This window comes from Stappia albiluteola (assembly GCF_014050225.1).
Classification (GTDB): domain Bacteria; phylum Pseudomonadota; class Alphaproteobacteria; order Rhizobiales; family Stappiaceae; genus Hongsoonwoonella; species Hongsoonwoonella albiluteola.
On sequence record NZ_JACFXV010000034.1, the window covers coordinates 81,581 to 99,779 of the forward strand.

The window sequence follows — 18,199 nt, forward strand, 5'->3', positions numbered from 1 at the left end:
CCTACGCCACCTGCCCCGCCAGACGGATCGGGCGGCCCGGCGCGATCTCGGAGGCGGCGGCAACGATCGCATCCGCGTCGATGCCGAAATGCCGGTAGAGATCGGCGATGGTGCCGGTCTGGCCGAAATGCTCGACGCCAAGCGCCACGGTACGATGGCCGATCACGCCGCCGAGCCAGGCAAGCGTGGCGGGATGTCCGTCGGTGACGCTGATCAGCGTGCAATGGCGCGGCACGTCGGCAAGCAGGCGCTCGATATGGCTCGTCGCGCCTTTTTGCCCGCGCTTGCGCATGCGCATCGCCGCGTGCCAGCCCGCGTTCAGACGGTCGGCGGAGGTTACGGCAAGAACGCCGATATCGCGCCGGTCGTCACCGATACGGCCGGCCGCCTCGATCGCCTCTGGGGCCACCACGCCCTGATAGGCGATGACGACCTCCGCGTTCGGTCCGGGCTTGCGCAGCCAGTAGGCGCCGTCGATGACACCCTGGCGGAATTCGGCGGTGTCGCGGCTGGCCGGCTGTTCCAGCGCGCGGGTGGACAGCCTGAGATAGACGGAGCCGCCGGTCTCGTCGCGCAGCCAGGTGTTCTCGTCCCGGTCCGCCTTGCCGTCGCGCTGCATGTAGTCGAAAGCCCAGTCCATGACGATCGACAACTCGTCGAGATAGGCGGGCTCGAAGGAGGCGAGGCCGTCCTGCGCCATGCCGATCAGCGGCGTGCCGACGGACTGGTGCGCGCCGCCTTCGGGCGCCAGCGTCACGCCGGAGGGTGTGGCGGCCAGCAGGAAGCGCGCATCCTGGTAGCAGGCGTAGTTCAGCGCATCGAGACCGCGCGCGATGAAGGGATCGTAGAGCGTGCCGACGGGCAGCAGGCGTTCGCCGAACAGCGAGTGCGACAGGCCGGCGGCTCCCAGCAACAGGAAGAGGTTCATCTCGGCGATGCCGAGTTCGATATGCTGGCCCTGCCTGTCGAACCGCCACTTCTGCGCCGAAGGCACGCGCTCGTCGCGGAACGTGTCGGCGATCTCCTCGCGGGCAAAGAGCCCGCGCCGGTTCACCCATGGCCCAAGATTGGTGGAGACGGTCACGTCCGGCGACGTGGTGACGATGCGGTCGGCGAGCGAGCTGCCGGACTTGGCCAGCGCGTCGAGGATCTTGCCGAAGCCCGCCTGCGTCGAAAGCTCCCTGTCGTCGAGGAAGACCGGTCCCGGCGTGGCGAGCCGGCCGGCGGAATGGCGGCGGCGTCCTTCCCGGAAGAAGGGAACCTCCTTCAAAAAGGCGTCGAGGCCATGGTCGAGGTCCCATTCGCGGCCGTCGCGAACGCCCATCTGCTGCTTGAAGGCGTCCATCTGCGCCGGCGTCATCAGGCCGGAATGGTTGTCCTTGTGCCCTGCCAACGGCGTGTTCCAGCCCTTGATGGTATAGGCCACGAAGGCGACTGGCCGGTCGTGATCTATCCGCGCGAAGGCGTCCGTCAGCGTTTCCAGGCAATGGCCGCCGAGATTGGTCATCAGTTCCTGCAATTCGGCATCGGAGCGGCGGCCGATCAGCGCGCTGACCTTGCCCTGGTCGCCGATATCGTCCTGCAGGCGCTTTCGCCACGCCGCTCCGCCCTGGAAGGTCAGCGCGGAATAGAGCGCGTTCGGGCAGTCGTCGATCCAGCGCTTCAGCGCCTCGCCACCCGGCTCGTCGAAGGCCGCGCGTTGCAGGGCGCCGTATTTCAGGCGCACCACATCCCAGCCGAAAGCGCCGAAGATCGACTCGATGCGCCGGGCAAGGCCCTCGCGCACCACGCCGTCGAGGCTCTGGCGGTTATAGTCGATGATCCACCAGGTGTTGCGCAGGCCGTGCTTCCAGCCTTCCTGCAACGCCTCGTAGACATTGCCCTCGTCGAGCTCGGCGTCGCCGACGAGTGCGATCATCCGTCCCTCGGCGCGCGTCTTCGCCCAGGGTTTGGCGGCGATATAGTCCTGCACCATGGAGGTGAAGGCGGTGATCGCGACGCCGAGACCGACGGAACCGGTAGAGAAATCGACGTCGTCCACGTCCTTGGTGCGGCTGGGATAGGACTGCGCGCCGCCATAGCCGCGAAAATTCTCGAGTCTTTCGCGGGTCTGGTTGCCCATCAGGTACTGGATGGCATGGAAAACGGGCGAGGCATGCGGCTTCACCGCCACGCGGTCCTGCGGCCTCAGCGAATGGAAGTAGAGCGCCGTCATGATGGAAACCATCGAGGCGGACGAAGCCTGATGGCCGCCGACTTTCAGCCCGTCGGTCTTCTCGCGCAGGTGATTGGCGTTGTGGATCGTCCAGCAGGCGAGCCACAGGAGCTTCTTCTCGATTTCCTTCAGGCGGGCCAGATCCATGCCGTTCCTCCCCACAATTCCGGAATGCAGGCTACGCCGCCTCCCGAGGCAGAACTTTATCTGTTATTGCCGACAGACGGCTTCGCTGCGGAAGAATGTTCCTTCTTCCGCAGCGAAGCCGCAATAAATATTCGCCGGTCACGCGGCGAGGCGTTGCCCGTCCTCCCCGAGCGCCTGACGCAGGTCGGCAAGGATGTCGTCTAGCGTCTCCAGGCCGACGGACAGGCGGATCAGCCCGTCCGAAATGCCGTGCTCATGCCGTTCCTCGGCGGTGTAGGTGGAATGTGTCATGCTCGCGGGATGCTGGATCAGCGTTTCGGCATCGCCGAGGCTGACCGCGCGGCGGATCAGCTTCAGCCGGTTGAGAAACGCCATGCCGGCCGCGTAGCCGCCCTTCAGCTCGAAGGCGATCATGCCGCCGAAGCCCGGCATCTGGCGCGTCGCCAGCTCATGTTGGGAGAAGCTTTCCAGCCCCGGATAGTAGACTTTGGCAATGGCCGGGTTTTCCTCCAGCGCGCGGGCGACGGCGTTGGCGGAGGCGCAATGGCGCTCCATGCGCAGTTCCAGCGTCTTCAGCCCGCGCATGATGAGATGGGCGGTCAGCGGCGAAAGCACAGCACCGGTCATGTCCTTCAGGCCGAAGAGGCGGACGTTGCGCATGTCTTCCGCATTGCCCACCGCGATGCCGGCGATCAGGTCGCCGTGGCCGCCGAGATATTTCGTCGCCGAGTGAACGACGACATCGGCGCCGAGTTCGATCGGTCGGGTGATGACGGGCGTGGCATAGGTGTTGTCGACAACGACCCTTGCCCCGTGCCGACGGGCGATCCGGCTCACCGCGGCGATGTCGACAAGGCGCATGTTCGGATTGGCCGGCGTCTCGAAATAGACGACGCGGGTGCGCCCGGAAATCGCGGCCTCCAGGTTCTGCGGGTCGCTCATGTCGACATGGGTGATCGTGATGCCGAAGCGGGTCAGGCCGTGGCGCATGAAGGCGAAGGTGCAGCCGTAGAGCGTCTTGTCGACGATCACCTCGTCGCCCGGCGAAAGGAAAGTCCACAGCACTGCCGTGATCGCGCCCATGCCGGACGCGGTCGCAACACCGGCTTCGGCGCCTTCCAGCATCGCGACGCGTTGCTCCAGCAGATCGACCGTCGGATTGGAAATGCGGGAATAGACATGGCCCGGCCGCTCGCCGGCGAAGATCTCGCCGCCCATCTCCGTCGTCTCGAATGCGAAGGTCGAGGTCATGTGCACCGGCGGTGTCAGTGCGCCCTCATGAGCCATCGGGTCGTAGCCATGGTGGATCGCCGTCGTCGCAAAGCCCTTGAATGTGGTGTCGGCCATGATCTGTCTTCCTTGCTCGCAAAACACTCGCTGACCGAAAGACTAGATGAAAGTGCCTGCGCATTTGTGGCAAAGTCAGGCTCGATCAAGTTTCATATTGGCAGATTCTGCCAGAAAGGCCGCAAATGGATGCGATAGATCGCCGGATCGTCCGCGAGCTTCAGGCAGACGGCAGGCTCACCAACCAGGAACTTTCCGAGCGCGTGCACCTGTCGCCCTCGCCCTGCCTGCGGCGGGTCAGGAACCTGGAAATGGCCGGGATCATCGAAGGCTATGCGGCGATCGTCGACCAGGAGGCATACGGCCTGCCGGTGACGGTGTTCCTGCAGGTCCGCCTCGACCGGCATTCGGAGGAAAATGTTCGGCTCTTCGAGGAAGCGATCCGCAAGATCGACGAGATCATGGAATGCTACCTGATGGCGGGCGATCGCGACTATCTGCTCAGGGTCGTGGTGGCGAGCCTTGGCGACTACGAGGATTTCATCCGCCGCCGCATCCACAAGATCCCGGGCATCGCCTCGCTCGATTCAAGCTTTGCCTATGGCATCGTCAAGAAAAGCCAGGTGCTGCCGGGTTGAGGCATCCGGGAAGCTGAGGCTGAGAGGCAGCAGCTTCTCTGCCATAGCCTCTCGGTTCATCATTGCCGGGCTTAACCCGGCAATCCATCGGGAGCCCGAGTTCTTGACCGCCGCCCGTTGGATCGCCGGGTCTGGGCCCGGCGAAGACGAGCGGAGAGGATGTGCGACCCATTTGGCGAGCGAACTTGCTGCAAAGGCTTGCCCCAAGCTCCCGTCACGCTGGCTCCCGTCACCCTGGCTCTCGCGATGCGCGTTGCCGCGCACGCGGGCCCGGATGACACAGCGAGGGACAACCTCAGGAGCTGCTTGGTGGACCGGGTGCCGTAGCTCGGGCTGGCCGGCGCGGAACCACGCTTTATATGCGAGGGGAGCCCAATCGAAGAATAGAGCGGAGACGCCATGCGCACCCCGAGGATCCTCGTTTTTGCCGGCTCGACCCGCACCGGTTCCTATAACGGTCGGCTTGCCGATCATATGGTGCAGTGCCTGGAAGCGGCCGGAGCGGAGGTAACGCGCATCTCGCTTGCCGACTATCCCCTGCCGATCTTCAATGCGGATCTGGAACGCGAGGAAGGTGCGCCGGAAAACTCCGTCCGGCTGAAGGCGCTTTTCCAGCGGCATGACGGAATTTTCATAGCAAGCCCCGAATACAACACCTCCATCACGCCGCTGCTGAAGAACACGCTGGACTGGGTGTCGCGCCTTTCCGAAGACGGCGAGCCGCCGTCCGCCGCCTTCAAGAACCGCGTCTTCGCGGTGGGCGCCGCCTCGCCCGGACAGTTCGGGGGCATGCGCGGGCTGATCGGCCTGCGGACGATCCTTGAGATCGGGGTCGGCGCCTTTGTGATTCCAGAGATGGTGTCGATCCCGAAGGCGAAGGACGCCTTCGACGAGGACGGCAGGCTGAAGGAAGGACCGCCGACCCGCCATGCCGACGCCCTGGTGAAAAGGCTGCTTGCCGAAGTGGCGCTGAGGTCTGGATGAGGTTGCGGCGGTTGGCATTCTCCATCGTCGGCCTTACATAGGGCGGGCCCGGTTGCCTTCCTGGACCGGGGCAACGAATGAGAGGCTTTCATGAACCAAAATGGCGAACCGGCCAGCTGGCACGGCACGACCATTCTCACGGTGCGCAAGGCCGGCCAGGTGGTGATCGCCGGCGACGGCCAGGTGTCGCTCGGCCAGACCGTGATCAAGAATTCCGCCCGCAAGGTCCGTCCGCTTTCCAAGGGCGACGTGATCGGCGGTTTCGCCGGCGCCACGGCCGACGCCTTCACGCTGTTCGAGCGGCTGGAAGCCAAGCTCGAGCAGTATCCCGGCCAGTTGATGCGCGCCTGCGTGGAACTGGCCAAGGACTGGCGCACCGACCGCTATCTGCGCCGGCTGGAAGCGATGATGATCGTCGCCGACAAAACGACCTCGCTGGTGCTGACCGGCAATGGCGACGTGCTGGAACCGGAAGGCGGCGTGATGGGTATTGGCTCGGGCGGCAATTTCGCGCTCGCCGCGGCGCGCGCGCTTGTCGACACGGATCTCGATGCGGAAGCCGTCGCCCGCAAGGCGATGGCGATCGCCGCCGATATCTGCGTCTATACCAACAGCAACCTGACGATAGAGCGGCTGGAAAGCGAGCGCTGAGGCTCAGGCAGCTTTCCAGGCCAACCCGATCGAGGAATCAATCGTCCATGTCCACGTTTTCCCCCCGCGAGATCGTCTCCGAACTCGACCGCTACATTATCGGCCAGAAGGAGGCGAAGCGCGCGGTCGCGATCGCGCTCAGGAACCGCTGGCGCCGCCAGCAGCTGACCGGCGTAATGCGCGAGGAAGTGCTGCCGAAGAACATCTTGATGATCGGCCCGACCGGTGTCGGCAAGACGGAGATATCCCGCCGTCTCGCCAAGCTGGCCAACGCGCCCTTCGTCAAGGTGGAGGCGACGAAGTTCACCGAGGTCGGCTATGTGGGCCGCGACGTGGAGCAGATCATCCGCGACCTGGTGGAAGCCGGCATTTCGCTGGTGCGCACGGAAAAGCGCAAGGCCGTGGAGGCCAAGGCGCATATCCAGGCCGAGGAGAGGGTGCTCGACGCGCTGGTGGGCAAGAATTCCAGCCCTTCGACCCGCGACGCCTTCCGCAAGAAGCTGCGTGACGGCGAGCTGGACGACAAGGAAATCGAGATCGAGGTCCGCGCCCAGGCGCAGATGCCGAGCTTCGAGATGCCGGGCATGCCGGGCGCCAGCGTCGGCGTGATGAACCTGTCGGACCTGCTCGGCAAGGCCCTTGGCGGGCAGACGCGGACCAAGCGCACCACGGTAAAGGACAGCTACGGCCTCTTGATCACCGAGGAATCCGACAAGCTTCTCGATGAGGAAAAAGTGGTCGAGGAAGCGATCGCGCTGGTGGAAAATGCCGGCATCGTCTTTCTCGACGAGATCGACAAGATCTGCGCGCGCGGCGAAAGGGTCGGCGGCGACGTGTCCCGCGAGGGCGTCCAGCGCGACCTGCTGCCGCTGATCGAGGGGACTGTGGTCGCCACCAAATACGGGCCTGTGAAGACGGACCACGTGCTCTTCATCGCCTCCGGCGCCTTCCATGTCGCCAAGCCATCGGACCTGCTGCCCGAACTTCAGGGCCGGCTGCCGATCCGCGTGGAACTGCGGGCGCTGACCAAGGACGATTTCCGCGCCATCCTGACGGAAACGGAAGCGAGCCTCATCAAGCAATATGTTGCCCTGATGCAGACGGAGGGGGTCGAACTCGCCTTCTCCGACGAGGCGATCGACGAGATCGCGACGATCGCCGTCGACCTCAACGCGACGGTGGAGAATATCGGCGCACGGCGGTTGCAGACGGTGATGGAGCGGGTGCTGGATGAAGTGTCCTTCACGGCGCCGGACCGCTCCGGCGACAAGGTGACGATCGACGCGTCTTATGTGCGCGACAACATTGGCGAGCTTGCCAAGAATATCGATCTGTCGCGCTTCATCCTTTGACGGACGGGCGAGCCACTTGTCGGCCCGCCCCGGCAATGGCAGCATGCGGCCATGGTAGCGATCCGAAAGAGTTTCGAGGAAGGCCATCGCCGCAAGTTCATGTGCGTCGTCGACGAGACGCCTGAATGCGATAAGGCGATCCTCTATGCCGCAAAGCGCGCGGAGCGAACCGGGGGCGTGGTGACATTGCTCTATGTCATCGCGCCCGGAGACTTCCAGCACTGGCTGGGAGTGGAAGACATCATGCGCGCCGAAGCGCGCGAGGAAGCCGAGGCCGTGCTGGCAAAGGCTGCCGACCGGGTGCGCGCCGTCGCCCGCATCGAACCCGAATGCGTGATCCGCGAAGGCAACCGTTCTGACGAGATCGTGGCGCTGATCGAGCAGGACGCCGACATCGCCATCCTGGTGCTGGCCGCCGCGACAGGCTCGGAGGGGCCGGGACCGCTGGTATCTTCCATAGCTGGGAAAGCGGCGACCACGTTCCCCATTCCGGTGACAATCGTGCCGGGCGACCTGGACGAGGCCTCGATCTTCGCGCTGGCCTGATTGTCCCGCCGGATTCGGCGAAAATTAGCGCCACTGCGGTGAGGTGACGCCTTGACTGGGCGGAGGCAACGTCTATTTTTGCGATCAAAGTCTGGAATTATTCTAAGATTGCACCTACGCAGCGATACGTATCTGGTGTAGGTTGAAGTTCAGTGGATGAGGGCTCGCGCGACATCGCCGCGGCCCCGTATGCGACAGCAGGGCGGAGCGGGAAGCTCGCCGAAAGAGGACCTTTTCGATGTTCATTCAGACGGAAGCCACGCCGAACCCGGCGACGCTGAAGTTTCTGCCGGGCCGCATCGTGCTGCCCGAAGGTACGCGCGATTTCCGCTCGGCCGCCGATGCCGCGATCTCGCCGTTGGCGGAAAAGCTCTTCTCGGTGCCGGGCGTCGTCGGCATCTTCTTCGGCCACGACTTTATCACCGTCACCAAGGACGATACCGACTGGCAGCACATGAAGCCGGCGATCCTCGGCGCGATCATGGAGCATTTCATGTCGGGCGCGCCGGTGTTGCGCACCGAAGGCCAGGCCGAGGCGTCGGAAGAATTCTTCGATGATGGCGACGAGGAAACCGTCGACATGATCAAGGACCTGCTGGAGACCCGCGTCCGCCCGGCGGTCGCCCAGGATGGCGGCGACATCACGTTCAAGGGCTACAAGGAAGGTATCGTGTATCTTTCGATGCGCGGTGCCTGCGCCGGCTGCCCGTCGTCGACCGCGACGCTGAAGCACGGCATCCAGAACCTGCTGCGGCATTTCGTGCCGGAAGTGGAGGAAGTGCGCTCGCTCTAGGCGCTTCGGCAAGGTTCCCGAAATCCCGAAGGCCCGGCGAGGTGCTCGCCGGGCCATTTTTGCATCACGGTCGGCGGCGCTTTACGAAGCGGGGCGGAAGCTGTTACCTCGCAGCATGATTCTGCTTGCGATCGATACCGCGCTTGCCGCCTGTTCCGTTGCCGTGCTCGACACGCGGAACGCAGGCGAGCGGCTTTTTACCGTTTCCGAGGAGCTTGGCCGCGGTCACGCCGAGCGGTTGATGGACATGGTCGATCAGGTCATGGCCGAGGCCGGTGTCGCCTTTGAGCATCTCACCCGCATTGTCGTGACGACCGGGCCGGGCAGCTTCACGGGCCTGCGCGTCGGCATATCGGTCGCGCGGGGCCTCGCGCTGGTGCTTGGCATCCCGGTCGTCGGCGTCACGACGCTTGAGGCCATTGCCGCCGGCGCCCTGCATCGTGGCGAGGCCGCCATGCTCGACGTCGTTCTCGATGCACGCGGCAACGAGGTCTATCACCAGCGTTTCGATGGACGCCGCGAGCCGCTCACCGCCCCGGGCGTGACCGATGCGCAACGTCTTGCCGCCAATCTGCCGCCGAACGCCTGCCTTGCAGGCTCCGGCGCAAGGAAAGTGGCCGCTCTCGCTGGCCTTGGCGGGGATTGCATAGTAACGGAAGCTGCATGGCCGGCGATTGGGGACGTGGCCAGGCTTGGGCATGCCGCCGAGGCGGACGGCAAAATGCCCGTGCCGCTCTATTTGCGTCCGCCCGACGCCAGACCGCAGGTCAGCGACGAACGGTTGCGGGTATGAGCTTCTGGTGGTTCTGGGCACCTCCCCCGGTGGTGGAGGAAGCGGAGGCGGGCGATCTCGATCGCCTGGCGGAGATTCACGCAAAGTCCTTCAATCAAACCTGGGACGCGGAGGAACTCGCCGCCCTGCGCAGCCAGCCGGGCGTCACCATCCTGCTTGCCCGCCGCTCCAGTCCGTCCGCCAGCCGCAGGCCGCTCGGCTTCGTCATCGTGCGAAAAGCCGCGGACGAGGCCGAGGTCCTGACGATTGCCGTCGATCCGCGCCATCGCGGGCGCGGCATTGCCCGCCAGCTCATGGGCGCGGCGATGTCCAGGCTCTACGCCGAGCGGGTGAAGAGCCTGTTTCTGGAGGTCGACGCTGGCAACGAGGCGGCCCTTTTGCTGTATCGGGGCCTTGGCATGCGCCAGGTCGGCGAGCGCCGCGCCTATTATTCGGGCGGCAAGGGCGACGGCAGCGCGCTTGTCATGCGCGTCGATCTGGCTTAATCGCTTGGCTTGCAGGAGGTGCGCCCGGGGCGCAGACTTTCCCTTGGCAAATCGCACAGGCGATCTGGAGTTGACGTGACGACCTCTGAAAATCAGGTATCGCTGGAAGAGCTGTGCGTGACCAAGGGTATGCGCATGACGGACCAGCGCCGCGTGATCGCACGCGTCATCGAAACGTCGACCGACCATCCCGACGTGGAAGAGCTCTATCGCCGGGCGGTGGCGGAGGATCCGCGCATTTCGATTTCCACGGTCTATCGCACGGTGAAGCTATTCGAGGACGCAGGTATCATCGCAAGGCTCGATTTCCGCGACGGCCGCGCCCGCTACGAGACCGTTCCCGACGAGCATCACGATCACCTGATCGACCTGAAGTCCGGCAAGGTGATCGAATTCCGCAACGAGGAGATCGAGGCGCTGCAGGAGACGATCGCCCGCAAGCTCGGCTACAGGCTCGTCGATCACCGGCTGGAACTTTACGGCGTGCCGCTGAAGCCGGGCGAAACGGAGTAGGGCCATGCCGAGGGTGCGGGCCGGCTTCGTCCTGACGATCCTCACACTGGTGACGCTGACGCTCATTCCCGTGCAGTGGGCCGCAGTCAGGACCCGTCGTCCGCTCGCCCGACGCCTGCCCGTGCTGTGGCATCGCATCGCCTGCGCCCTTGTCGGCATCCGCGTCATCGAGCGTGGCCGCCCCGCTTCCGAGCGGCCGCTGCTGGTGACCGCCAACCACGCCTCCTGGATCGACATTACGGTGCTTGGATCGCGCATGCCGCTCTCCTTCATCGCCAAGTCGGAAGTGGCCGGCTGGCCCGTCTTCGGCCTGTTCGCCAGGCTGCAGCGCACCGTCTTCGTCGACCGCCAGCGCCGCTCGGAAACGGGCAGGGTCGCGCGCGAGATCGGCGCGAGGCTCGTCGGGGGCGATGCCATGGTGCTGTTTGCCGAAGGGACGTCGAACGACGGCAACGGCGTGCTGCCCTTCCGCTCCGCCCTCATCGGAGCGGCCCGTCACGCGCTGGGCGATGCGGGCGCGGAGGTTTACGTGCAGCCTTTGTCCATCGCCTATACCCGTCTGCAGGGCCTGCCGATGGGCCGGCAGTTCCGCCCGCATGTGGCCTGGTACGGCGACATGGAGATGATCGGCCACTTCCTGGCCGTCTGCCGCGACGGGGCCATCGATGTCGAGCTCACCTGGGGCCAACCGGTTCCCGTCGGCAGCGCAACGGACCGCAAGGAACTCACCCGCTATCTGGAGTCGACGGTGCGCGAGATGACGGCGGCCGTGCTTTCCGGGCGCGAGCCGGCTGTCGCGGACGGGAAAGCTCGCCTATTCTCAAGCGGAGAGAAAACCGTTAAAGCTGGCGCCGCCTGAGGAAAGATATGGTTTCGGGCGCCGGTCGCGGCACCGGCAGGGAAGACCGGCAGGGAAAGAGATGACGGACAATTCAGCTCAAGGGTCCGCCGGCCGAACGGCCGATGACGTGAACGCGAAGGGGCGGCAGGGCCGCAACGTCTTCGTCAAGACCTATGGCTGCCAGATGAACGTCTACGATTCCGACCGCATGGCGGATGCGCTGGCGCCGGAGGGTTACAGCCTGACGCAGGTCGCAGACGATGCGGACCTGATCATCCTCAATACCTGCCATATCCGCGAGAAGGCGGCGGAGAAGGTCTATTCCGAACTCGGGCGCCTGAGACTGCTGAAGGCGGAGCGTGAAAAATCCGGCAAGCGGCTGATGATCGGCGTGGCCGGCTGCGTCGCGCAGGCCGAGGGTGAGGAGATCGCCCGGCGCGCGCCGGTGGTGGATCTCGTCTTCGGGCCTCAGAGCTACCACCGCCTGCCGGAACTGGTGGCACGCGCCGGCAACGGATCCACCGTGGTCGAGACCGGCTTCGATGTCGCCGACAAGTTCGAGCATCTGGCGAAGCCCTCGGCCAAGGCCGTGCGTTCGCGCGGCGTGACGGCCTTCCTTACCGTTCAGGAAGGCTGCGACAAGTTCTGTACTTTCTGCGTCGTGCCTTATACGCGAGGCGCCGAGGTTTCACGCTCCGTCGGCCAGATCGTCGAGGAGGCCAGGCGGTTGGCCGATGCCGGCGTGCGCGAGGTGACGCTGCTGGGCCAGAACGTCAATGCCTGGCATGGCGAGGGGCCGGACGGGCGGAATTGGGGGCTTGGCGAACTGCTGTTCCGTCTTGCCGAAATCGAGGGCATCGACCGGCTGCGCTACACGACCAGCCATCCGCGCGACATGGACGACGCGCTGATCGCCGCCCATCGCGACCTCGATATCCTGATGCCCTATCTTCATCTGCCCGTGCAATCCGGCTCCGACCGGGTCCTGAAGGCCATGAACCGCAAGCACACGCGGGACGTCTATTTCCGCCTGATCGAGCGGATTCGCGAAGCGCGTCCGGATATGGCGATGTCGGGCGATTTCATCGTCGGCTTCCCGGGCGAGAGCGATCTGGACTTTGCCGATACGATGGACCTGGTAGAGCGCGTCGGCTACGCCTCCGCCTTTTCCTTCAAATACAGTTCCCGTCCCGGCACGCCGGGAGCCGCGATGGCGGATCAGATCGATGAGACGGTCAAGTCGGAGCGCCTTGCGGCCTTGCAAGACCTGCTCGTGCGCCAGCAGCGGGCCTTCAATGCCTCGCTCAAGGGAAAGCGGATGGACGTGCTCTTCGAAAAGCCGGGCCGGCATGCCGGCCAGCTCGTCGGCCGCTCTCCGTGGTTGCAGCCGGTGCAGGTCGACGCCCCGGAATCCCTCATCGGGGCCTTCGCAACGGTGGAAATCGACGACGTCAGCACAAACTCACTATTCGGCAGGCTCGTAAAGGGGCAGGATAGGCAAGAATCCAACGGAAGCGTTGCGATTCCTGCCTGAGGGGAAACCAGGAGGTGGTACTTGACGGGCAATGCCCATCCACCGGCCCGTTTCGGCGCTAGTCGCGATGCGGTGCCTGCCTCCGACATGACACATGTCGTGCTGGCCTTCGACGACAATCGCCTCGTTGGCGATCTGTTCGGGCAATTCGATCAGAATCTTGCCATCATCGAACAACGACTGGGCGTGGATGCCGTCGCGCGCGGCAACCAGGTCACGATCAAGGGCATGCATCCGGCCTGCGAGCAGGCACGCCATGCGCTTGAATCCCTCTATGTCCGGTTGCAGCAGGGACATGAGATCCACCCGGCCGACGTGGAAGGGGCGTTGAGGATGGCGGCGGCCGCCGAGGCGCAGCTTACCCTGCCGACCATGGAATCGAAATCGCGCCTGGCCTTCGCGCAGGTCTCCACCCGTCGCAAGACGGTGGTTGCCCGCACGCCCGCCCAGGACGCCTATCTGAGAGCCATGGACCGGGCGGACCTTGTCTTCGGCACCGGACCAGCCGGTACCGGCAAGACCTTCCTGGCGGTCGCCTACGCGGCTACGCTGCTGGAGCGGGGTGACACGGCGCGCCTGATCCTGTCGCGTCCCGCCGTCGAGGCGGGCGAGAGGCTTGGCTTCCTGCCTGGCGACATGAAGGAAAAGGTCGATCCGTATCTGCGGCCTCTCTACGACGCGCTCTATGAGATGATGCCGCCGGAAAAGGTCGATCGCGGCCTGCAGTCGGGCATGATCGAGGTGGCGCCGCTGGCCTTCATGCGCGGGCGCACGCTCTCCAATGCGGTGGTGATCCTCGACGAGGCGCAAAACACCACCGCCATGCAGATGAAGATGTTCCTCACGCGCCTTGGCGAGAATTCCAAGATGATCGTGACGGGCGATCCGAGCCAGGTCGATCTGCCGCCGGGCCAGTCGTCGGGCTTGCGCGAGGCGCTGGCCCTGCTGCGCGAAGTGCAGGGCGTGGCGCATGTCGCCTTCACCGAGGTGGACGTGGTGCGCCACGAGCTTGTGGCGCGCATCGTCAAGGCTTATGACGATGCCTCCCGCAAGGCCTCTGAACAGCGGGAACTGGCCGCCTCGGTGAACGAGGGCCGGGAGGCGTTGGCCTGGGAACGCCGAAGGGCGGACAGATGAACGCGCATAGCGGCGGGGCCTCCCAAGGCCTCGTCATAGACATCAGTATCGAGGCTGAGGGCTGGGCGGGGGAAGACGATCTTGCCCGGCTCGTCGGTCTGGCGGTGGAGACCGCCTTTGCCGAGGAAAGCCTTCAGGCCCTGCCGGGTTCGGAGCTGTCCGTCGTCTTCACCGACGACGCCCGCATCCGCGAGCTGAACCGCGAGTGGCGCTGCAAGGACAAGCCGACCAATGTGCTTTCCTTTCCCGGCGACGAGGGCGAGGAACCGCCATTCGGGCCGCTGCTCGGCGATATCGTGATCGCGCGGGAAACGGTGGCGCGCGAGGCGGATGAACTCGAAAAACCGTTTGACGCCCATCTAACGCACCTTGTCGTTCACGGACTCCTTCACCTTTTCGGTTATGATCACCAAATAGACGACGAGGCCGAGGAGATGGAGGATGCCGAAAGGCGCATTCTTGCGCGACTCGGGCTCCCCGATCCCTATCAGGATGCGCCGCTTGCCGGCGACGAATAGCAAAGAGGATATTCTGGTCCGCCGAGCGGACGGAAAATGAAGATGACAGACTCCGAAGCCCGAAGTCCCGACGCGCCGGCCGAACAGCCTTCAGAAACAGGAGAGGCGCCGGCAGCCCGACAACCGGTCGGGACAGTGATCTTCCACCCCTTCCGCGAGGCGTTCCGCAAGCTTCGCGGCGCGTGGAACAGCGGCAAGGGTACGCTGCGCGAAAACCTCCAGGACGAGCTCGCCCGCGACGGTGGCGGGGCGGACATGATCTTCTCGCCGGAGGAGCGCATGCTGCTTGGCAACATCCTGCGCCTGCGCGAGGTGCGCGTCGATGACGTCATGGTGCCGCGCGCCGATATCGATGCGGTGGAGGAAACGATCGTCGTCGGCCGCCTGATGGACGTCTTCCGCGAATCCGGCCACTCCCGTATGCCCGTCTATCGCGACAGCCTCGACGATCCGCGCGGCATGGTCCACATCAAGGACCTGATGTCCTACTTCGTGGAAAACGCGAAGGTGAACGGCAACGGCGAGGACAGGGAGGAGGCGGAAGCGGTGGAACGCAACGCCTCAAATTCCGATCTCGGCCTCGACCTGTCGAATGTCGATCTTCAGAAACCTCTGTCCGATCTCGGTATCGTGCGGCCGATCCTGTTTGTCCCTCCGTCCATGCCGGCGACAGACCTGATGGCCAAGATGCAGGCCGGCCGCGTCCAGATGGCGCTTGTCATCGACGAGTATGGCGGTACGGACGGTCTCGTCTCGCTCGAGGACCTGGTCGAGACGGTTGTCGGCGATATCGAGGACGAGCACGACGAGGACGAGGAAACGCTGATCGCCTCCGTCGGCGACGGCGTGTGGATCGCCGATCCGCGCGCGCCGCTCGAGGAGGTCGAGGAAGAGCTCGGCGCGGATTTCAAGATCGGCGATCTCGCCGAGGAGGTCGATACGCTGGGCGGATTGCTCTTCACGCTGATCGGCCGCGTGCCGGTACGCGGCGAATTGATCTCGCCCCGCGTGCTGCCGGGTTTCGAGTTCGAGGTGCTGGACGCCGATCCCAGGCGTTTGAAGCGTCTCAGGATTCGGCGCAGGCGGGGCGAGCCGCGAGCTGTCGACAGCCGCAGGCGCGGCCGGCGCGGTCCGGGCGGCGAGACGGGTAGCGACGATTGACCGCAACCATGACGTACTTGACCGGGGCGACGCCTCGCGCTGAACATCCTCCCCGCTTGCGGTGATTCGCCGCTATTCTGCCAAACAGGATTGGGTCCGGCTTCCCGACCGGGGTTCGGGCCCTTCGAGGCGTCGGGACGACGTTGGCCTCTGTTCCTCGCATCGGGGATGAGGCGGCGCGCGCGTCCGGGACGGGAGCAAGCGCGTGCAGCGACTTTCGCATGTCTTCCTGCTTGCCTGGGGCTGGCGCCGCTGGGGGCTGGCCTTGTTCGCGGGTGCGGCTTCTGCCTTGTCGCTCGCGCCGCTGGGCTGGTTCGCCGTCCTGTGGCTGACTTTTCCCGCGCTCGTCTGGCTGCTTGACGGGGCGATAGCGGCGGAAGGTACGGGACGCCGAAGGTTCCGCCCCGCCATGGCTGTCGGCTGGTGGTTCGGCTTCGGCTATCACCTGGCCGGCCTGTGGTGGATCGGGCGCGCCTTCCTCGTCGATGCCGAGGCCTTTGCCTGGCTGCTGCCGGCCGCCGTGCTCGCCATGCCGGCCGGGCTGGCGTTGTTTTCCGCCCTTTCCGGGGCGATCGCGGCCCTCTTCTGGCGGTCCGGCTGGCCTCGCATCGTGGTGCTCGCCTTTGCGCTTTCGTTGACCGACTGGCTGCGCGGCACGATCCTGACCGGCTTTCCCTGGAATACCTTCGGGCAGGCCTTCGCGGGCAATCTGGTCCTGGTGCAGGGGGCCTCGATCGTCGGTGCCTATGGCCTCGGTTTTCTTGCCATCCTCATCTTCGCCGCTCCCGCCGTCCTGGCCGACGAGGCTCCCGGACGGCGTATCTTTGCGGGCCTGGCGGCGTTGCTTCTTGCCCTGATGGCGGGCTTCGGTTTCTTCCGCCTGTCGCAGGAAAGCCCGGGCGAGGTCGCGGACACCGCGATCCGCATCGTCCAGCCCGCCATCCCGCAGGAAGAGAAATGGTTGCCGGAAAACCGCGCCAATGTCTTTTCCACCTATGTGGAGATGAGCGGGCGTCCGTTTCCCGAAGCCCTGGCTGGCGCATCGCGGCGCCTGACCATCTGGCCGGAATCGGCGGTGCCCTTCCTGCTGACCGAGGAGCCGGGCGCGCTGGCGGCGATCGCGGGTTTCCTGAAGCCGGGCGAGACGCTGGTGACGGGAGCCATCCGCTCGGAAATACGGGGCGAGCAGCGCGTCTTCTACAACAGCATCTTCTCCATCGCCGATGACGGCACGATCGTGGATGCCTATGACAAGGTGCGCCTGGTGCCTTTCGGCGAATACGTGCCGCTGGAGGGCTTTTTCGAGGCCTTGGGCATCCGCGGGCTCGTTCAGGGCGCGGGAACGTTCGAGGCCGGGTTCCGGCAGCGTCCGATGCGGCTGGATGGCCTGCCCGCCTTCCTGCCGCTGGTGTGCTACGAGATCATATTTCCGGGAATTGCATCGACCTCTGAAGAAGAGGCGGGGTGGATACTCAACGTCACCAACGACGCCTGGTTCGGCATGACTGCCGGCCCATACCAGCATTTGGTGCAGGCGCGCTTGCGTGCCGTGGAGCAAGGAATGCCGGTAATCCGCGCCGCAAATACCGGAATTTCAGCGATTTTCGATTCCCGCGGGCGCATTCTCGATCGTCTGGAGCTTGGGGTTCGCGGAGCGATTGACGCAGCGTTGCCTGCCCGGCTTCCGCCCACATTTTATGCGCGGCACGGATTATCGTTATTTTTCATTGCCTTGCTGGTTTCGTTCGGATTTATTTTCATATTAAGACTAAAAATCAATACTCGTAATGATTGACGACCGCATAGTCGTAGCGTCATCATTTTAACGTCGTCACTACGTCTAATTGCGGACGACACTGAAAAGGAGTGTATGCAAGGTCAATTCGCTTGCTGATCTTGGTGTGGTCGCCAGTTAGACAAGGCGAAATCCAAAACAGTTCGTCGATTGTATCGGCATAAAATAAAATAACCTTAGGTCACTATGCGAGACAAACCGTGAAAGAAGGCCACAATGCCCAGTAAGAAAGCACCAAACCCCATCGATGTTCATGTTGGCAGTCGAGTTAGACTTCGTCGCATGATGCTCGGCATGAGCCAGGAAAAACTTGGTGAAAGCCTTGGAATTACCTTTCAGCAGATTCAGAAATACGAGAAGGGGACGAACCGCATCGGTGCCAGCCGTCTTCAGCATATTTCGACCGTCCTGAAGGTTCCCGTTTCCTTTTTCTTTGAGGATGCCCCCGGCACTCCCCAGGAAGCCATGGAGGCGAGCGGCACCCAGCCAACGTCCTACGTGGTCGACTTTTTGTCTTCCTCGGAAGGGTTGTCCCTCAACAAGGCCTTCGTTCGCATCGAGGATGCGCGGGTCCGCCGCCGCATCGTCGATCTCGTTCGCTCGCTTGCCGGCGAGGAGGCGTAAGAGGCCGGTGGCCGACACCCCGGCGGGCGTGCCGCGCCTGGTTGCGGAGCGTGTAACGGGGTAGCCGTGTGCGCCCGCGCCCGGACCGCCAAGGCTTGACGACGTCCTTCAAACGCTGCATTAGACCCGCGAAGCGGCAGGTAATACTGCCGCTTCGCGCTTTTTGCTTCCCAGAAGGACGATCT

The 18,199-nt window shown here is 64.5% G+C and carries 18 protein-coding genes; 16 read left to right on the top strand and 2 right to left on the bottom strand.

The annotated features are described in order from the left end of the window. Position 1 precedes the first annotated feature (1 nt). Both H2509_RS02895 and H2509_RS02900 read right to left on the bottom strand, forming a co-directional pair. Positions 2 to 2,362 (bottom strand): transketolase-like TK C-terminal-containing protein, encoded by a 2,361-nt coding sequence (locus H2509_RS02895; RefSeq protein ID WP_182162111.1) that lies wholly within the window; start codon positions 2,360 to 2,362, stop codon positions 2 to 4. A gap of 138 nt (positions 2,363 to 2,500) precedes the next feature. Then, positions 2,501 to 3,709 carry a methionine gamma-lyase gene (locus H2509_RS02900; RefSeq protein WP_182162113.1) on the bottom strand — a complete coding sequence of 403 codons (1,209 nt, stop codon included), beginning with the start codon at positions 3,707 to 3,709 and terminating at the stop codon, positions 2,501 to 2,503. Positions 3,710 to 3,834: 125 nt separating this feature from the next. Between H2509_RS02900 and H2509_RS02905 the strand changes: the two genes are divergently transcribed. The 16 genes from H2509_RS02905 (at position 3,835) to H2509_RS02980 (ending at position 18,014) form a co-directional block, all read left to right on the top strand. Continuing rightward, a complete protein-coding gene (locus H2509_RS02905) occupies positions 3,835 to 4,287 on the top strand; it encodes an Lrp/AsnC family transcriptional regulator (protein WP_182162115.1) in 453 nt (150 codons plus the stop codon). Between the two features lie 399 nt (positions 4,288 to 4,686). Beyond that, positions 4,687 to 5,271, top strand: coding sequence for an NADPH-dependent FMN reductase (locus tag H2509_RS02910; RefSeq protein WP_182162117.1), 585 nt, complete (start codon positions 4,687 to 4,689; stop codon positions 5,269 to 5,271). A gap of 90 nt (positions 5,272 to 5,361) precedes the next feature. Then, on the top strand, positions 5,362 to 5,922 hold the full coding sequence (gene hslV, locus H2509_RS02915) for an ATP-dependent protease subunit HslV (RefSeq protein ID WP_182162119.1): 561 nt from the start codon (positions 5,362 to 5,364) through the stop codon (positions 5,920 to 5,922). Between the two features lie 47 nt (positions 5,923 to 5,969). Beyond that, positions 5,970 to 7,274 carry an ATP-dependent protease ATPase subunit HslU gene (gene hslU / locus H2509_RS02920; RefSeq protein ID WP_182162121.1) on the top strand — a complete coding sequence of 435 codons (1,305 nt, stop codon included), beginning with the start codon at positions 5,970 to 5,972 and terminating at the stop codon, positions 7,272 to 7,274. A gap of 51 nt (positions 7,275 to 7,325) precedes the next feature. Further along, on the top strand, positions 7,326 to 7,820 hold the full coding sequence (locus tag H2509_RS02925) for a universal stress protein (protein ID WP_182162123.1): 495 nt from the start codon (positions 7,326 to 7,328) through the stop codon (positions 7,818 to 7,820). A 238-nt stretch (positions 7,821 to 8,058) separates the two neighbouring features. Further along, positions 8,059 to 8,613 (top strand): NifU family protein, encoded by a 555-nt coding sequence (locus tag H2509_RS02930; protein WP_182162125.1) that lies wholly within the window; start codon positions 8,059 to 8,061, stop codon positions 8,611 to 8,613. A 115-nt stretch (positions 8,614 to 8,728) separates the two neighbouring features. Next, positions 8,729 to 9,406, top strand: a complete 678-nt coding sequence (gene tsaB / locus H2509_RS02935; protein ID WP_182162127.1) for a tRNA (adenosine(37)-N6)-threonylcarbamoyltransferase complex dimerization subunit type 1 TsaB — start codon at positions 8,729 to 8,731, stop codon at positions 9,404 to 9,406. Continuing rightward, positions 9,403 to 9,891 carry a GNAT family N-acetyltransferase gene (locus H2509_RS02940; protein ID WP_182162129.1) on the top strand — a complete coding sequence of 163 codons (489 nt, stop codon included), beginning with the start codon at positions 9,403 to 9,405 and terminating at the stop codon, positions 9,889 to 9,891. The genes tsaB and H2509_RS02940 overlap by 4 nt, the downstream gene beginning before the upstream one ends. A gap of 129 nt (positions 9,892 to 10,020) precedes the next feature. Next, a complete protein-coding gene (locus H2509_RS02945; RefSeq protein ID WP_182162214.1) occupies positions 10,021 to 10,404 on the top strand; it encodes a Fur family transcriptional regulator in 384 nt (127 codons plus the stop codon). A gap of 4 nt (positions 10,405 to 10,408) precedes the next feature. After that, positions 10,409 to 11,263: a lysophospholipid acyltransferase family protein gene (locus H2509_RS02950; protein WP_182162131.1), complete on the top strand. Its 855-nt coding sequence runs from the start codon at positions 10,409 to 10,411 to the stop codon at positions 11,261 to 11,263. Between the two features lie 61 nt (positions 11,264 to 11,324). Then, positions 11,325 to 12,779: a tRNA (N6-isopentenyl adenosine(37)-C2)-methylthiotransferase MiaB gene (miaB, locus tag H2509_RS02955; RefSeq protein ID WP_182162133.1), complete on the top strand. Its 1,455-nt coding sequence runs from the start codon at positions 11,325 to 11,327 to the stop codon at positions 12,777 to 12,779. A gap of 87 nt (positions 12,780 to 12,866) precedes the next feature. Next, positions 12,867 to 13,916 carry a PhoH family protein gene (locus H2509_RS02960; RefSeq protein WP_182162216.1) on the top strand — a complete coding sequence of 350 codons (1,050 nt, stop codon included), beginning with the start codon at positions 12,867 to 12,869 and terminating at the stop codon, positions 13,914 to 13,916. After that, a complete protein-coding gene (gene ybeY / locus H2509_RS02965) occupies positions 13,913 to 14,434 on the top strand; it encodes an rRNA maturation RNase YbeY (RefSeq protein WP_182162135.1) in 522 nt (173 codons plus the stop codon). Before H2509_RS02960 ends, ybeY begins: the two co-directional genes overlap by 4 nt. A 42-nt stretch (positions 14,435 to 14,476) precedes the next feature. Next, entirely contained in the window at positions 14,477 to 15,595 is a 1,119-nt protein-coding gene (locus H2509_RS02970) for a transporter associated domain-containing protein (protein ID WP_235974638.1), read from the top strand. Between the two features lie 205 nt (positions 15,596 to 15,800). Continuing rightward, positions 15,801 to 17,390 (top strand): apolipoprotein N-acyltransferase, encoded by a 1,590-nt coding sequence (gene lnt, locus H2509_RS02975; RefSeq protein WP_182162139.1) that lies wholly within the window; start codon positions 15,801 to 15,803, stop codon positions 17,388 to 17,390. A gap of 216 nt (positions 17,391 to 17,606) precedes the next feature. Then, positions 17,607 to 18,014 (top strand): helix-turn-helix domain-containing protein, encoded by a 408-nt coding sequence (locus H2509_RS02980; protein ID WP_182162141.1) that lies wholly within the window; start codon positions 17,607 to 17,609, stop codon positions 18,012 to 18,014. The last annotated feature ends 185 nt before the right edge of the window (positions 18,015 to 18,199 follow it).

Excerpts from the sequence above, each read along its gene's own strand:
- H2509_RS02960 (WP_182162216.1), top strand. The coding sequence starts at position 12,867 with ATGACACATGTCGTGCTGGCCTTCGACGACAATCGCCTCGTTGGCGAT.
- H2509_RS02950 (WP_182162131.1), top strand. The coding sequence starts at position 10,409 with ATGCCGAGGGTGCGGGCCGGCTTCGTCCTGACGATCCTCACACTGGTG.
- H2509_RS02925 (WP_182162123.1), top strand. The coding sequence starts at position 7,326 with ATGGTAGCGATCCGAAAGAGTTTCGAGGAAGGCCATCGCCGCAAGTTC.
- H2509_RS02940 (WP_182162129.1), top strand. The coding sequence starts at position 9,403 with ATGAGCTTCTGGTGGTTCTGGGCACCTCCCCCGGTGGTGGAGGAAGCG.
- tsaB (WP_182162127.1), top strand. The coding sequence starts at position 8,729 with ATGATTCTGCTTGCGATCGATACCGCGCTTGCCGCCTGTTCCGTTGCC.
- ybeY (WP_182162135.1), top strand. The coding sequence starts at position 13,913 with ATGAACGCGCATAGCGGCGGGGCCTCCCAAGGCCTCGTCATAGACATC.
- H2509_RS02980 (WP_182162141.1), top strand. The coding sequence starts at position 17,607 with ATGCCCAGTAAGAAAGCACCAAACCCCATCGATGTTCATGTTGGCAGT.
- H2509_RS02970 (WP_235974638.1), top strand. The coding sequence starts at position 14,477 with ATGACAGACTCCGAAGCCCGAAGTCCCGACGCGCCGGCCGAACAGCCT.
- H2509_RS02930 (WP_182162125.1), top strand. The coding sequence starts at position 8,059 with ATGTTCATTCAGACGGAAGCCACGCCGAACCCGGCGACGCTGAAGTTT.
- miaB (WP_182162133.1), top strand. The coding sequence starts at position 11,325 with ATGACGGACAATTCAGCTCAAGGGTCCGCCGGCCGAACGGCCGATGAC.
- hslV (WP_182162119.1), top strand. The coding sequence starts at position 5,362 with ATGAACCAAAATGGCGAACCGGCCAGCTGGCACGGCACGACCATTCTC.
- H2509_RS02910 (WP_182162117.1), top strand. The coding sequence starts at position 4,687 with ATGCGCACCCCGAGGATCCTCGTTTTTGCCGGCTCGACCCGCACCGGT.
- H2509_RS02945 (WP_182162214.1), top strand. The coding sequence starts at position 10,021 with ATGCGCATGACGGACCAGCGCCGCGTGATCGCACGCGTCATCGAAACG.
- hslU (WP_182162121.1), top strand. The coding sequence starts at position 5,970 with ATGTCCACGTTTTCCCCCCGCGAGATCGTCTCCGAACTCGACCGCTAC.
- H2509_RS02900 (WP_182162113.1), bottom strand. The coding sequence starts at position 3,709 with ATGGCCGACACCACATTCAAGGGCTTTGCGACGACGGCGATCCACCAT.
- H2509_RS02895 (WP_182162111.1), bottom strand. The coding sequence starts at position 2,362 with ATGGATCTGGCCCGCCTGAAGGAAATCGAGAAGAAGCTCCTGTGGCTC.
- H2509_RS02905 (WP_182162115.1), top strand. The coding sequence starts at position 3,835 with ATGGATGCGATAGATCGCCGGATCGTCCGCGAGCTTCAGGCAGACGGC.